This window comes from Collinsella aerofaciens (assembly GCF_040910325.1).
GTDB lineage: Bacteria > Actinomycetota > Coriobacteriia > Coriobacteriales > Coriobacteriaceae > Collinsella > Collinsella aerofaciens_BL.
In genome coordinates this window covers 1-13,530 of sequence record NZ_JBDGAV010000019.1, presented here as the reverse complement: position 1 = coordinate 13,530, position 13,530 = coordinate 1, and the positions used below count along the sequence as shown (strand labels likewise).

Genomic DNA, 13,530 nt, shown 5'->3' with positions numbered 1-13,530 from the left:
AACGGGGAGAGTTCGCGGTCGGTGCCATCCCGGGAGCAGCATGGTCGGCAGCCGAGCCGACTCACCCTCCAAATGTCCTATGCCACCACCCTACCCTCACGGGCGACCGTCCATGCACACCTTTCGGCGCTCGTATGAATACAGGCGGCGAGAGGACAGAGCAAGTATGCCAGGCGATTATTAAACCCCATCGATACAAATAAAAGCCGCCGCAGTCCATAAGACCCGCGGCGGCTTCTTCTCAATACATAGCTGAGCTTAGCCCTCGATACGGCTCAAGAACTCACGCGTGCGCTGCTCGCGCGGATGGTCGATAACCTGCTCGGCAGGCCCCTCCTCGACAATGCGGCCGCCGTCCATAAAGACCACACGGTCGGCAACATCGCGCGCAAACTGCATCGCGTGGGTCACGATCACCATCGTCATGTTCTGCGCAGCGAGGTCCTTAATGACACGCAGCACCTCAGCCGTCAGCTCGGGATCGAGCGCCGAGGTCGGCTCGTCAAAGAACAAGATCTCCGGGTCGAGCGCCAAGGCGCGGGCAATACTCACGCGCTGCTGCTGACCGCCCGAAAGCTCACACGGAACCTTGTTCTCGTTGCCCACAAGCCCCATCTGAGCAATCAATTCATGCGCACGAGCTTCCGCCTGCTCGCGCGGGCGCTTAAGCACGCGGATCGGCGCGTCGATGATGTTTTTCATCACGGTATAGTGCGGGAACAGATTGTAGTTCTGGAACACCAGACCAAACCGCGAGCGCGCCTGTTTAGGTACATCGCCCTTTGCGTACACCGCGCCCGAACCCGCATCCGTCGCGACGGCAAGATCGCCAAATGAGAGCGAGCCTCCGTCGAGTGTCTCGAGCAGCGTGGCACAGCGCAGCAGCGTGGACTTGCCGCCACCTGAAGGCCCGATAATCGCCACGACCTCGCCACGCTCGACCTCGAGCGAAATATCCTTGAGCACCTCATTGCCGCCAAACGCCTTGCGCGCGTTCGATATATTCATTACCGAATTAATCATGGTAGTAATCCAATTTTTTCTCGGCAGCGCCCAGCATCATCTCGACCACAAAGTTAAAGACCCAGTAGATCAGCGCCGCAATGGCAAACGGCACCATGCTCACTTGCGAGGCAACCAGCGCCTTGGCCGTCGAGAACATCTCCCCCACGCCGATGGCAAACGCCAGCGACGTGTCTTTGACCAGCGTGATAATCTCGTTGCCCATCGCCGGCAAAATGCGCTTGGCGACCTGCGGCATCACGATATACAGAAACGTCTGCGTGCGCGAATAGCCCAGCACCTCGGCGGCCTCATATTGACCGCGCGGAATGGACTGCAGGCCCGAGCGATAGATCTCGGCAAAGTAGCCGGCGTAGTTGATGATGAACGCCACAACGCACGCCGTCCACTTGGAATCGGGCGTGAGCGAGATGCCGAACACGTAGTACGGGGCAAAGTAGATGGCAAACATCTGCAGCATGAGCGGCGTGCCGCGCATCACCGAAATATAGATACGCGCGATCCAGCGAAGCGGCGCGATTTTGCTCATGCGCATAAACGCCACGGGGATTCCCAGCGGAATCGACCCGAGCAGCGTCAACACAAACAGCTGCAAGCTGACCAAGAATCCCTGGCCAAGCATCTGCATCATGACCTGAATAGACAACCCAAGCTCTCTTTCACGACAACAGAACAGTAAACCCAATGCTAAAGCGGGTTTTCCAGGTGCCCAAGTTTGCCGTGAAAGAGGAGCGCCGCGTACTAAATGTACGCAAGCGACGGTTTGAACGGCAAAATCGGGTGCCTGGGAAAGCCGCTATTTCAAAACCCAGTTGTCGAAGGAAAGACCGTAGCTTGAATACTTGTCGCAGAGGTCCTTGACCGTGCCGTCCTCATAGAGTGCCTTGAGCGACTCGGTCACGGCATCGGCAGACTTGGTGTCGCCCTTCTTAAAGCCGACAGCGTAGTGCTCGCTGGACAGCGGCTCATCAAGCTGCGTATAGGCATCGGGCTTGGCGGCAAGCTGATACTGTGCAATCGAAAGGTCGCAGGCCACGGCATCGACCGCGCCGCTCTCGAGCTGCATAAAGGCCGTGTTGTACTCGCCGATGGTGTCGAACGTGGCGAATGTTGCCGCCAAATCCTTCTGGTCACCCTCGAGCACATCCTGCGCAGCGGAATCGGTCTGGGTAATCACCGTCTTGCCGGCAACGTCATCCCAGCTCTTAATGCCCGCATCCTTCTTGACCACCAGCACCTGCTCGTTGAGCATGTACGGCTCGGAGAACGTGTAGTCGTCCTCGCGGCCCTCCATGGTAAAGCCGTTCCAGATGCAGTTGATGGCGCCCGAATTGAGCAGCGTGTCCTTGGCATCCCAATCGATGGCCTCGTAATCGACATCCCAGCCCTGCTTATCGGCAACAGCCTTGGCAAGGTCAAGGTCAAAGCCCGTGTACTCGCCATCGTCACCCACAAAGCCGTACGGAGGGTAGGACTTGTCAAAGCCCACCACGAGCTTCTTGGACTCCGCAGCGCCCTTCACATCCTTGGCCGCGGCAGAGCCAGCAGCGGAGCCCTTGCCGGCGCCACCGCCGCAGCCGACAAGACCAAGGCCGAGCACCGTGGCAAACGAGCCGGCTAGACCAACAAACTGACGACGAGACATATCGGTATTCATGGTATTCCCCCTTGGTGGCACTTTAGTTAAGTAAAGTGAATCATGTAACGACCAGAATCATACACTCTACCTTGATAAAGTACAAGGGAGGGTTTGCCCGCCGCGTGAGGGGTGTGGGGGTTAAGTTTCCTGCTCTACAGTCCTGCTCACGACGGAGGCCACATTAAGTGGCCTCCTGTTCGTGCGGAACTCGCGATAAACTTAACCCCCACACCCCTCACGCGGCGGGCAACCGTCGTTGGGCTTATCACTGACACGATTAAACCGCTTGTATATCGTCTGCTGGCCTGGCACGCTACAATACTTGCAGCTTTAATTCATGAATTAGTGGAGTTATTGATGGCAGAATCTCGTGCGGAGCGTAAGGCTCGTCGTGCTTTGATCGAGGCGGCTGAGGGGCCGGAGGAGAAAAAATCTTCCAAGAAATCCAAGTCGTCTCAGGACGCGAAAGGTAAGTCGGCCAAGGGCAAGGCTAAGGCCAAGCGCCCCAGCTTTCGTCGGAGCGAGGATAAGGCACCTCAAGCTCGTTCCAAGCATTCGCATAAAGAGTCGTCCCGGTCCGCTCATAAGGCTGTGGACCCCAAGTCTCCCTGTTCCATTATGAGAGCTTGCGGCGGGTGCACGGCGCTCAATCGTCCTTATAAGAAGCAGCTGGCGGCCAAGCAGGCTGCTATGGAGGAGCTTTTTGCTGCTCTTTGCGAGCGCGAGGGTATTAGCGTCGACCCCATTCGCGGTATGGGAGTCACCCTGGGCGACCCAGGCAAATATCCTGCGCCACGCGGTTTTCGCCATAAGGCCGCCACTCCCTTTGCCCCCGGCAAAGAGGGCTCTGTTCGATGCGGCTTTTTTGAACGTGGCACGCACAGAATCGTTGCTGTTCCCGAATGCCCTGTCGAGGCACCGGGCGCCCGACAGATCCTCAACGGCATCGCGCGCGAGGCCGAGCGCCTGCACATTCCCGCCTTTAACGAAGACAAACATCTCGGGCTGCTTCGCTATGCCGTCGTTCGCTGCGGCTGGCGCACCGACCAGATCATGGTCACCCTCGTGACCGCCCAGCGCGACCTGCCGCATGCGCAGGAATTCTTTGAGGCCGTCGCTGCACTCGATCCGCGTATCGTCACCGTCGCCCAAAACATCAACGGACGTCCCGGCAACGCCATCCTCGGCGAGGAAACCCGTATTGTATATGGCGCCGAGTGCATGCGCGACCAGCTGCTCGGCTGCGAATTCGATATCTCCCCCACCGCGTTCTACCAGACCAACCCGCAACAGACCGAGCTGCTCTACCAGCTCGCTATCGACGGCATGGATCTGCACCAGGGCGATGTGCTCATGGATGCTTACTGCGGCAGCGGCACCATCGGTCTTTGCGCAGCTAAAGATGCCCAGAACAAGGGGATCGGCATCATACTGCTCGGCGTGGAGCGCAACCCGGCGGGCATTGCCGACGCACGCCGCAATGCCGAGCTCAACGGTCTTACCCGCAGCGCCTGGTTTATGGCCGACGATGCCACCGATTACATCCTGGATGCCGCCGACAACAACGAGCGGGTCGATGTCCTTTCCATCGATCCGCCGCGCGCCGGCTCTACCCCTGAGTTCCTCGAAGCTGCCTGCGCACTTAAGCCGCGCCGCATCACCTATATCAGCTGCAACCCCGTAACCCAAGAGCGCGACCTGCACCAGCTCCTCGACAGAGGCTATCGCCTGCTCAAGATCACGCCCGTCGACATGTTCCCCCACACCGACCACACCGAAACCGTAGCAGTCCTCGAACGCCGCTAATCCACCGGCACAAGAAAGGGGGCGACCCGTCTGGGCCGCCCCCTTCACTTGGTTTATAAATTCCGCTACATCCCCTTGCGCAGGTCGCACACGCCGGCCGCCGCCATCTCGCGCAGCAGCGTCTCGCGGTCGCGCGTCACGATCAGGTCCAGCGGGAAGTGAATCTCGTCGAGCATCTTGCGCGCCTGGTCGAGTTTGCCAATGGCCATGCCAATGTGGGCATCGGTCGACACGCCAATGCCCACGCCCAGCTCGGCGCAGCGCTCGGCGATCTTGCGGCATACGGCCCAATGCTCAGTGTCGACACCATGTTCAAGACTATGGTTGTTGATCTCGATAATCTTGTGCTTGGCCTTAGCAGCCAACAGCACCTCGTCGATATCGAACGGCACGCCCGAGCGCCCCGTGTGACCCAGCATGAACACCTTGGGGTGCTCCAGGGCGTTGATATACATCTCGGTCGTCTGGGCCATCGTTGCGCCCTCAGCAATCTGCGGATTATGCACGCTTGCAACCAAATAATCCAAATTGCGCGTAACCAAATCGAACAGCGAATGCTGGCGGCTGTACGAATCGCCGGCGATATCGAGCGTGACAGGAGTGTCCTCGCCAAACAGGCTTCCGTCCAGTGAAACGATATCGGCCTCGGCACCACGCAGCACCAGCACGCCGCTCCAAATGCGCGGCCAGATATTCTGGTTGATAAAGAACTGATAACTGCGCAGGTCATTAGGGCAAGCCGTAACCATAGAGCTCAGATGGTCGGCAGATCCGAGCACCTGCAGGCCACGCTCTGCCGCCCAGTACACATTCTCCTCAATGGTCGAATATGCATGCGCGGAGAACAGCGTATGAGTATGAATGTCACAAGAAAGAAGGTAGGGCATCGGGTCTCCTTATCCGGTGTGGCCGTCGCGTATATTCATTGTACGCATAGCATTCGATGGTCGTAAAACCGCTCCATCCCAACGACACAACGTCCATGACAACGGGGCCTGGCTTAACACCAAACCCCGTTTCACGTAAAACATTGTAAGCAGAGCGCTTTACTTTTAACGATAGTCGTCCGCCAACTGTTTCCAAGCGGGTAGCGAATTGATAATCGTTTCGTAACTCACGCAATAGCCCAGGCGGAACCAACCAGGCATGCCAAAGCTGTCCGAGGGCACCGCAAGCAGCTCATACTTCTTTGCGCGCTCGCAAAACGCATTCGCATCGGGCTCGAGCGCCTTCACCCACAGGTAGAAAGCACCATCCGGCTCAACATAGGTATAGCCGTAGTCCGCCAAGGCGTCGGTGAGCGCCGTGCGGTTGCGAGCATAAGCCTCGATATCGCTCGGCTCATCGATGCAATCGATAATCACGCGCTGGAAGAGCGCCGGTGCACATACAAAACCCAGCGTACGGGCAGCACCCGCAACAGCCGGCATCAGACGCGCAGCCTGCGGATTGGTGTTGGGAACCAAGATCCAGCCCACGCGCTCACCAGGCAGCGACAGCGACTTAGAATACGAGTAGCACACCACGGTGTTCTCGTAGATCGAGGGTACCCAAGGCACCTCGGCACCGTACACGATCTCGCGATACGGCTCATCCGAGATGAGGACAATCGGATTCTCGGGATCGCGCTTGGCGTTGACCTCGCGCAAAACATTGGCCAGTCGCGTCAGCGTGTCGCGCGTATACACGGCACCGGTCGGATTGTTGGGCGAGTCGATAATGACGGCCGCCGTCTTATCGCTGATCGCCTTGAGTACGTTGTCCACGCTCAGCTGGAACGTGTCTTCATCGGCGAGCGCCTCAACACACGTACAGCCGGCCTTCTCAATCCACACGCGATACTCCGGAAAGTACGGGGCGATAACAATAACCTCGTCGCCCGGATTTGTAACGGCGTTGAGCGTGCAGGTGAGCGAAGCCGCGGCGCCCACCGTCATAAAGACGTCCTTGCCCTCATAGCTCGTGCCAAAGCGGCGGTTGAGCGATTCGGCAACGGCTGCTCGACATTGCGGCAGGCCCGGTGCAGGGGTGTAACCGTGCAGCTGGTCACTCGGCAGCTCCAAGGCCTTCTTAATGGACTCCGCCACGGCAGCGGGCGCCGGAACACTCGGGTTGCCCAGCGAAAAATCGAATACGTTCTCCGCACCGATCTGCGCCTTGCGCTCAAGACCATAGCTAAAGATCTCGCGGATGATGGAGCTTTCCGCACCGCGAGCATACATAGTTTCGTTGATCATCTGTTCCCCTTTCGCATAGGCGCTATTGTACGCTTTAGCCGAGCAAAGTGCCGCAGCAATGTTGATTGGGGACAGACTTAAATGCGTGAAAACGCTCATTTAAGTCTGTCCCCAATCAACAGACGGCCCCATATCGGCCAAAAGGAAAAGCCTCCGCAGGTTTCCCCGCGGAGGCTTTTGTTACAAGGGCTATTTGTCGGTGTCGGCATCGGCGTTGACGGCACGGTCATCGCAGGCAGCATCGGATGCGGCTTCGGCATCCTCCTGCATGGCCGCCTGCGCAAAGGCCGCGGCATCAGCCGCCAGCTCCTCCTCACTCATGCGAGGCGCGCGCTTCTTGGTCGGCATGCCGGCCGCTTTGGCATTACGCTCCTCCTTGGCCGCCAGGATATCGCCCTCGCGCTCAAGGTAGGCATCCCACTCGTTGTCGAGCAGGGCGTTCACGGCGTCGCCCTCGACGGTCTCGCGCTCAAGCAGCACCTTCGCCATCAAATCGAGCTGATCGCGACGGGCATCCAGAATCTCGACCGCACGGCGATGGGCTTCGCGCATGATGCGCTGAACCTCGATATCGATGCGGCGCGCCGTCTCCTCGGAGTAATCCTGGTGATCGGCGTAATCACGACCAAGGAACACCTGATGCTGCGCCTCGCCAAACACTTGCGTGCCCAGCTCCTCGCTCATGCCCAGACGCGTAACCATCTCGCGCGCCATCTTGGTCGCGCGCTCCAGGTCGTTGCTCGCGCCCGACGTGATGTCATCGCACATGAGCTCCTCGGCGACGCGGCCGCCCAAGAACACGGCAAGCTCATCGAGCATCTCGTTCTTGGTCTTGAGGAAGTGATCCTCCTGCGGAAGCTGCAACGTGTAGCCCAGAGCCTGGCCGCGGCTGACAATCGAAATCTTATGAACCGGATCGGAGTGCTCCAGGATGTGACCCACCAGGGCATGGCCGCTCTCATGGTAAGCAATCGTGGTGCGCTCGGCTTCGGTCATCACACGACCTTTGCGTTGCGGTCCGGCAATCACGCGCTCCATCGACTCCTCGACCTCGTCCATCGAGATCACGGAACGATGGCGGCGAGCGGCCAGCAGCGCAGACTCGTTGAGTAGGTTCGCCAAATCGGCACCGGTAAAGCCAACGGTCATCTGGGCGAGCTTCTCAAACTTAACGTCCTCGTCCATCGGCTTGTTCTCGGCATGCACGCGCAAGATCTGCTCGCGGCCCTTTACGTCCGGGCGGTCGACCGTGACCTGACGGTCAAAACGACCGGGGCGCAGCAATGCCGGGTCCAGAATATCGGGGCGGTTGGTTGCGGCGATCAGGATGACCGACTCGCTTTCCTCAAAACCGTCCATCTCGACCAGCAGCTGGTTGAGCGTCTGCTCGCGCTCGTCGTGACCGCCGCCCAGACCGGCTCCGCGCTGACGTCCCACGGCATCGATCTCGTCAATAAAGATGATCGACGGAGCCTGGGACTTGGCCTCCTTAAAAAGGTCGCGCACGCGGCTGGCGCCGACGCCCACGAACATCTCGACAAAGTCGGAACCCGAGATGCTAAAGAACGGCACGCCCGCCTCGCCGGCAACGGCCTTGGCCAGCAACGTCTTACCGGTACCCGGAGGGCCCACCAGCAACACGCCGCGGGGAATCTTGGCGCCCAGTTTGCGATAGTGATCCGGGTCGCTCAAGAAGTCACGAATCTCTTCGAGCTCCTCGACCGCCTCATCCACGCCAGCAACGTCCTCGAACTTGACCTTGGGGCGCGTGGCCTCGTTGGTCTTGGCGTTGGTCTTGCCAAACTGCATGTTCCTATTATTGGCGCCCATCATCTGGCGCATAAAGTAGAACATGATGGCGATCAGGGCAATCGTCGGCAGCACGCTCATCGCCAAATCGCCCCAAAAATCGGGGTCGTTGGTGTTGACGATATACTTGGTGTCGGGGTGCTCCGCCATGAGCTCGGCAAGCGAATCGGAACCGACATAGGTCGAGGAAAAGCTCTTGAGCTCGCTCGTGTCGCCCTTGTCCTTTTTCGTCTTCCAGTAATGACCCGTCACGCTTCCGTCCTGAACCGTATAGGTCAGATCTTCGACGCGATCCTGCTTGATGGCGCTGACCATCTCGCTCGTCGCGAGCTTAACGGTATTGCTGGAGTTGGCAAAGCCGGAGCCCATATTAAAGAAGGCATAGCCCAGAAGCGCGCAAGCCAAAAGAAAATACAGCCAGCCCGTACGCGTGGGCTTCTTGCCTCCGGGCACCCCCGGGATCCTTGGGTCCCGGGGAGTCTGGGAATTGTTGTCGTTACGGTCGTCGGGCATCTTACGAATAAACCTCCGGTTTCAAAATGCCCAGATACGGAAGGTTGCGATAGCGCTCGGCATAGTCGAGGCCGTAGCCCACCACAAAGGCATCGGGGCAATGGGTTCCAACATACTTGGGCGTGATGGCCGAGGTACGGTTCTCAACGTCCTTCCACAGGAAGGCAGCGACCTCCAGCGAAGCGGGCTTGCGGCTCTCGAGGTTCTTCATCAGGTACTTGAGGGTCAGGCCCGAGTCCAGAATGTCCTCGACGATCAGCACGTCGCGACCACGGATGTCGATATCCAGGTCTTTAATGATACGCACGATGCCCGAAGACTTCACACCGTCGCCATAGCTCGAAACAGCCATGAAATCGATGTTGGTCGGCAGCTCGATCTTGCGCATCAGATCGCCCATAAAGACAACTGCGCCGCGCAGAACCGCGATCAGCACCAGATCCTTACCCGCGTAGTCGCGCGTAATCTGCTCGCCCAAGCGAGAGACGATACCGTCGATATCCTCCTGTGTAAACAGAACCTTCTCGATATCCGGATGTTGAGAAGCCATGACAACCCTTTCTTGTGCTTAATCGCCCACACACCGCCGCATGGACGCGAACTACACATTCTAGCAGCGCACGGGGTATATTTACCAGCACGTGCGCCATCAGCGCGGGAATACCGTCAACGTCGCACAGAATAGCTCGCGCGAAGTGCTATTCCGCATCGACCACACGAAGCAGATATGCCACGCGCGTTGCGGCCGTGCATTTAAAACGCTCGTCCGCGCGAACTCCGACGACCCACACCACGGCACCTCCCGGCGCCGTCCTCACCATGGGCACGCCGGCGCGCTCGGAAACGGGAATGCGGGCCTCGCCTAGCAAATCAGATACCTTCTTGCTTCGGCCACTCATCCCTAACGGACACATCACGTCTCCCGGTGCGGGACCGTCCACCCACAGGCGCGCCGATCGCGCCTCGGCAGGGATCTCGCCACGTGAGCCCGCCAGGATCCGCTCACTATCGCTGTCGGCAAAACCCAGGGCAGCCGCGTCTACCAAAGCTGCCACTTCCCCGGCAGCCGCAAGCTCACGGGCGCGGCGCACGATATCGCATCCCGGTTCAACGGCCATCGGCTCTGCGACCAGCATACGTCCCCCGCCCAACGGCAAACGACCGGGTACGGTAACCCAGTCCGCGACCAGGCCCTCGCGAGCCACCGGAGCCTTAAACGCCAGCATGCCAAATTCGACGCGTGCGTCAATTCCCGCCGGAAGCGTGACCGAGCCGGCGCCCTCGGCAACGCAGGAAAGGACTCGCTCCACATGTCGCATCTCTGGACGAGCGTCCGGATCGATGCGTTTGATCGCCAGTCGCACGATGCGCCGCGCGATTACCACCTCGGCCGCAGCAAGGCGTCTGGCATCGAGCACTAGCGCGCCCGCCGCCTCCTTGCGCAGGCAGCTTCGAAACGCCTGCGCCGACAGCTGGGATAGAAACGCGTCTTCGTCACCCAAGATCTCACAGGCGGCGCCAATCGTCTTGCACACGCTCGCATTACGCTGTGCCACCACTGGCATTACCCGATGGCGCACGTAGTTTCGCAGATACGAGATATCCTCATTGCTCTCGTCTTCACGCCACGGCTGACCATGTACCTGTAGATAGCCCACAAGCTCGCCATGAGTTAGGTCGAGCAAGGGACGCACCACGATATTCCTCCGGCGAGGAATGCTCGATAGACCAGCGGGCCCCGAACCCTTAATCGCGTTCATCAAAAACGTTTCCGCGCGATCCGAAGACGTGTGCGCGGTGCAGATACGAGCCGCCGTTCGCGGCGCCCCCGTCTGGGCGCAGAGTTCGCGAACATACCTCCGCGCCGCGGCATAGCGCACCTCGCGGGCCGCGGCCTCAATATTGCCCGACTCCCCATCAAAATAAGCGTGCTCCACACACAGCGGTAAACCATATTGCGCGCAGAGCTCACGCACAAAGGCCTCGTCGCCATCGGACGCCTTGCCGCGCAGATGATGGTTTACATGCAGCACATGCAGGCGCTCGCGAGCAATGGGGGCAACACCGCGTCCGTCTTGGATATCCAGCTTTGATGTGCACGCCATAAGAAGCAGTGCCGTCGAGTCCGCGCCGCCTGATACCATGAGCACGACAGGAGCAGCCTGCTGCCTCGTCCGGGTCTCATCGACTGCCCCAGGCACGGCATGGTGTCCATAATGCTGAGATACCGTAGGCATTTGCTTCCTCCTCTATTCGTCCGCACCCATTGTATCCTTTGGAATCTTATGTCTCGTCTGCACCTTCATATCCTCGGCAGTGGCTCTAAAGGCAACTGCGCACTCATCGAGGGCCCGCAGGGGCTCATTATGGTCGATGACGGACTGTCTCGCCGCGAGACATTAAAGCGCATGGCAGAACTGAGGCTCTCGGCAGACAACGTCTCGGCTCTTCTCATTACTCATGAGCATAGCGATCACATCAAGGGCCTCGATGTCTGGTGCAAGCACTGGCACGGCCCCCTCTTTGCCAGCAGGGGCACTCTTTCGAGCAAAGAAAATCTTTCGCATCTGCCTGTCGAGGAATTCGATCCCGGTGACACCCTATCCATTGCCGGCATCCACGTGCAAACCTACTCAACGTCACACGATGTCATCAATCCAGTCGGCTATCGATTCGACACCCTCGATGATTCCATCGGCTTTGCCACCGACACCGGAGAGCTATCGAGCCAAGCCATGAACACCCTCAAAGATTGTCGAGTCCTCGCACTCGAAAGCAACCACGATGTGACCATGCTGCGCGAGGGAGAATATCCCCGCTTTCTTCAGGAGCGCATCCTGTCTGAAAGGGGACACCTCTCCAATGGCCAAGCCGCCGAAGCCGCGCGCGAACTTGTTACCGATCGCACCGAACAGCTCATTGCCATGCATATCAGCCAAGATAACAATCGTCCGAGCCTTACCGTCAAAAGCTATGCCAAAGCTCTGGCCGCAACCCTGGATGACGAGGTCGGCAGCTCCGCAACCCTTCTCCAAGGATCGCGAAAACTCTCGATACGCCCTGCGAGTCAGTATCAACCGGCAACCATTCAATAGACTGTCCTAAACAACAAAAAGGGCCGGGAATCGCTTCCCAGCCCCTTTTGTTGTCTTTTAATAGCGAAGAACACCAACGAAGTTATTCGATGGAGATCTTCGTAACGTTCTTCTTCTCGACGATCTTGGGAACCGTAACGGTCAGGATGCCGTCAGCGTACTTAGCCGAGAGGCCCTCGCTCGAAGCGTCCTTAAGATACACGCCACGCGTCGCGCTGTACGAGCTGAACTCCTTCTGCAGGAAGTTCTTGCCCTCGTTCCCCTCGTCTTCCTCGACATTCACGCTAATGGACAGACGGCCCTCGTTAAGCTCGACATCGATATCGTCCTTGGCGACGCCGGTCAGATAAGCCTTGACCTCATAGCCATCGCCCTTATCCTCAACGTCAACGGGGAACGCCTTAGAGGCAATCGAGCTGTTCGCTAGGTCGCTCATATCATCAAACAGATCGAACAGCGAGCTTGCAGAGGGACGAACGCCAAAAACCGAACGATAAGGAACCATGCTTGCCATGTTTACCACTCCTTTATAGGACTGCCGAGTCATCTTCCAGGTGACTGGGACTTCTTTTGACGCTCTTATATATGCCCACCCAGTGCTCATATATACATCGACTATAAAGTTTTTTGAGTCCAGTACTATAAGCATATCTAAGTGCGTATGACTTAGGTTTTAGGAAGGTTAAGGTTCTTTGAACCAGAGCTTAAATACCGAGTATGTCCCCAGCTACAAATAACAAGGGGCTTACAATGAGCGCGTACACGTTGTTGGTAACGAGCTAAAGGGCATCATGGACGACCAAAACCAGAACAAAATGTTTATGCCGACGCAGGGGGAAGATACTTCCACGCAGCCGCCACGGTTCCATCGTCCCCACATCTCGCAAGAGCCCATTAATGATCCGGAGCCCGAGTATGTGACGAGAAATCGATATCAAACACTCGAGGATGCCCAAACGGGGCGTAAACATATGGGCGTCGCCTCGGGAGACCCTGTATATCTGAAAGACGCACCATTATCTAAAAACAGCGCAGCTAGTGATGAGCCGATGAAAGCATCCGCCACTCATCAACAAAGAGGTCCTCGACCAAAGCAAACCTTGACGCATTCGGCTCGCTATCTCGAAACGCCAAAACAGGGAAAATCAATCTTCGTTTCATCAAGTAAACGACGCAAGCAGCATCGACTGACAATCCTGCTTTTGATCATTGTGGCCATAGCAGTTGCCCTTGTTATTCGATTTATCTTCTTTAAATAAAGGCTCAATACCAAAAACGATAAGATCGTCTGGTGTAATAGAGTCATTTACGCCCCATAAACGCAAAAAGGAGGAGGCCGCGAGGCCTCCCCCTTCCAAGTTCAAGCGTACGGCTCGGTGCCGTCCACCGGTCAGCGGCGCCCTGGCCT

Annotated in this window: 12 protein-coding genes; 3 read left to right on the top strand and 9 right to left on the bottom strand. The window is 58.1% G+C overall.

Annotated features, from left to right (window positions below):
* Positions 1-258: 258 nt before the first annotated feature.
* The 3 genes from AB5Z25_RS08115 to AB5Z25_RS08105 all read right to left on the bottom strand — a co-directional run bounded on the left by AB5Z25_RS08115 (position 259) and on the right by AB5Z25_RS08105 (position 2,680).
* The gene (locus AB5Z25_RS08115; RefSeq protein ID WP_368135273.1) at positions 259-1,023 is read right to left on the bottom strand and encodes an amino acid ABC transporter ATP-binding protein; all 765 of its coding nucleotides are present in this window, start codon (positions 1,021-1,023) and stop codon (positions 259-261) included.
* Complete coding sequence (locus AB5Z25_RS08110; protein ID WP_438265566.1) at positions 1,016-1,669, bottom strand: amino acid ABC transporter permease; 654 nt, start codon at positions 1,667-1,669, stop codon at positions 1,016-1,018. The genes AB5Z25_RS08115 and AB5Z25_RS08110 overlap by 8 nt, the downstream gene beginning before the upstream one ends.
* Positions 1,670-1,819: 150 nt before the next feature.
* Complete coding sequence (locus AB5Z25_RS08105; protein WP_368135272.1) at positions 1,820-2,680, bottom strand: transporter substrate-binding domain-containing protein; 861 nt, start codon at positions 2,678-2,680, stop codon at positions 1,820-1,822.
* 339 nt (positions 2,681-3,019) lie between these two features.
* On the opposite strand from AB5Z25_RS08105, the gene rlmD reads away from it, so the two are divergent.
* On the top strand, positions 3,020-4,468 hold the full coding sequence (rlmD, locus tag AB5Z25_RS08100) for a 23S rRNA (uracil(1939)-C(5))-methyltransferase RlmD (RefSeq protein WP_368135271.1): 1,449 nt from the start codon (positions 3,020-3,022) through the stop codon (positions 4,466-4,468).
* A gap of 65 nt (positions 4,469-4,533) precedes the next feature.
* On the opposite strand, the gene AB5Z25_RS08095 is transcribed toward rlmD, so the two are convergent.
* From AB5Z25_RS08095 to tilS, 5 genes are all read right to left on the bottom strand, one after another.
* Complete coding sequence (locus tag AB5Z25_RS08095) at positions 4,534-5,355, bottom strand: phosphatase (RefSeq protein ID WP_368135270.1); 822 nt, start codon at positions 5,353-5,355, stop codon at positions 4,534-4,536.
* A 165-nt stretch (positions 5,356-5,520) separates the two neighbouring features.
* Positions 5,521-6,705: a pyridoxal phosphate-dependent aminotransferase gene (locus tag AB5Z25_RS08090; protein WP_368135269.1), complete on the bottom strand. Its 1,185-nt coding sequence runs from the start codon at positions 6,703-6,705 to the stop codon at positions 5,521-5,523.
* 189 nt (positions 6,706-6,894) lie between these two features.
* Positions 6,895-9,027, bottom strand: coding sequence for an ATP-dependent zinc metalloprotease FtsH (gene ftsH / locus AB5Z25_RS08085; RefSeq protein ID WP_368135268.1), 2,133 nt, complete (start codon positions 9,025-9,027; stop codon positions 6,895-6,897).
* A 1-nt stretch (position 9,028) separates the two neighbouring features.
* A complete protein-coding gene (gene hpt, locus AB5Z25_RS08080; RefSeq protein WP_368135267.1) occupies positions 9,029-9,577 on the bottom strand; it encodes a hypoxanthine phosphoribosyltransferase in 549 nt (182 codons plus the stop codon).
* Between the two features lie 148 nt (positions 9,578-9,725).
* Positions 9,726-11,264 (bottom strand): tRNA lysidine(34) synthetase TilS, encoded by a 1,539-nt coding sequence (gene tilS / locus AB5Z25_RS08075; protein ID WP_368135266.1) that lies wholly within the window; start codon positions 11,262-11,264, stop codon positions 9,726-9,728.
* 48 nt (positions 11,265-11,312) lie between these two features.
* Between tilS and AB5Z25_RS08070 the strand changes: the two genes are divergently transcribed.
* Positions 11,313-12,122 carry an MBL fold metallo-hydrolase gene (locus AB5Z25_RS08070; RefSeq protein WP_368135265.1) on the top strand — a complete coding sequence of 270 codons (810 nt, stop codon included), beginning with the start codon at positions 11,313-11,315 and terminating at the stop codon, positions 12,120-12,122.
* 82 nt (positions 12,123-12,204) lie between these two features.
* Here AB5Z25_RS08070 and AB5Z25_RS08065 read toward each other — a convergent pair whose 3' ends face one another.
* On the bottom strand, positions 12,205-12,636 hold the full coding sequence (locus AB5Z25_RS08065; RefSeq protein WP_368135264.1) for an Hsp20/alpha crystallin family protein: 432 nt from the start codon (positions 12,634-12,636) through the stop codon (positions 12,205-12,207).
* Positions 12,637-12,913: 277 nt separating this feature from the next.
* On the opposite strand from AB5Z25_RS08065, the gene AB5Z25_RS08060 reads away from it, so the two are divergent.
* The gene (locus AB5Z25_RS08060) at positions 12,914-13,381 is read left to right on the top strand and encodes a hypothetical protein (RefSeq protein WP_148331335.1); all 468 of its coding nucleotides are present in this window, start codon (positions 12,914-12,916) and stop codon (positions 13,379-13,381) included.
* Positions 13,382-13,530 lie beyond the last annotated feature (149 nt).

What these genes read in the sequence shown, in the direction of transcription:
- AB5Z25_RS08115 (WP_368135273.1), bottom strand. Translation starts at nt 1,023, where the DNA reads ATGATTAATTCGGTAATGAATATATCGAACGCGCGCAAGGCGTTTGGC.
- AB5Z25_RS08105 (WP_368135272.1), bottom strand. Translation starts at nt 2,680, where the DNA reads ATGAATACCGATATGTCTCGTCGTCAGTTTGTTGGTCTAGCCGGCTCG.
- rlmD (WP_368135271.1), top strand. Translation starts at nt 3,020, where the DNA reads ATGGCAGAATCTCGTGCGGAGCGTAAGGCTCGTCGTGCTTTGATCGAG.
- AB5Z25_RS08095 (WP_368135270.1), bottom strand. Translation starts at nt 5,355, where the DNA reads ATGCCCTACCTTCTTTCTTGTGACATTCATACTCATACGCTGTTCTCC.
- AB5Z25_RS08090 (WP_368135269.1), bottom strand. Translation starts at nt 6,705, where the DNA reads ATGATCAACGAAACTATGTATGCTCGCGGTGCGGAAAGCTCCATCATC.
- ftsH (WP_368135268.1), bottom strand. Translation starts at nt 9,027, where the DNA reads ATGCCCGACGACCGTAACGACAACAATTCCCAGACTCCCCGGGACCCA.
- hpt (WP_368135267.1), bottom strand. Translation starts at nt 9,577, where the DNA reads ATGGCTTCTCAACATCCGGATATCGAGAAGGTTCTGTTTACACAGGAG.
- tilS (WP_368135266.1), bottom strand. Translation starts at nt 11,264, where the DNA reads ATGCCTACGGTATCTCAGCATTATGGACACCATGCCGTGCCTGGGGCA.
- AB5Z25_RS08070 (WP_368135265.1), top strand. Translation starts at nt 11,313, where the DNA reads ATGTCTCGTCTGCACCTTCATATCCTCGGCAGTGGCTCTAAAGGCAAC.
- AB5Z25_RS08065 (WP_368135264.1), bottom strand. Translation starts at nt 12,636, where the DNA reads ATGGCAAGCATGGTTCCTTATCGTTCGGTTTTTGGCGTTCGTCCCTCT.
- AB5Z25_RS08060 (WP_148331335.1), top strand. Translation starts at nt 12,914, where the DNA reads ATGGACGACCAAAACCAGAACAAAATGTTTATGCCGACGCAGGGGGAA.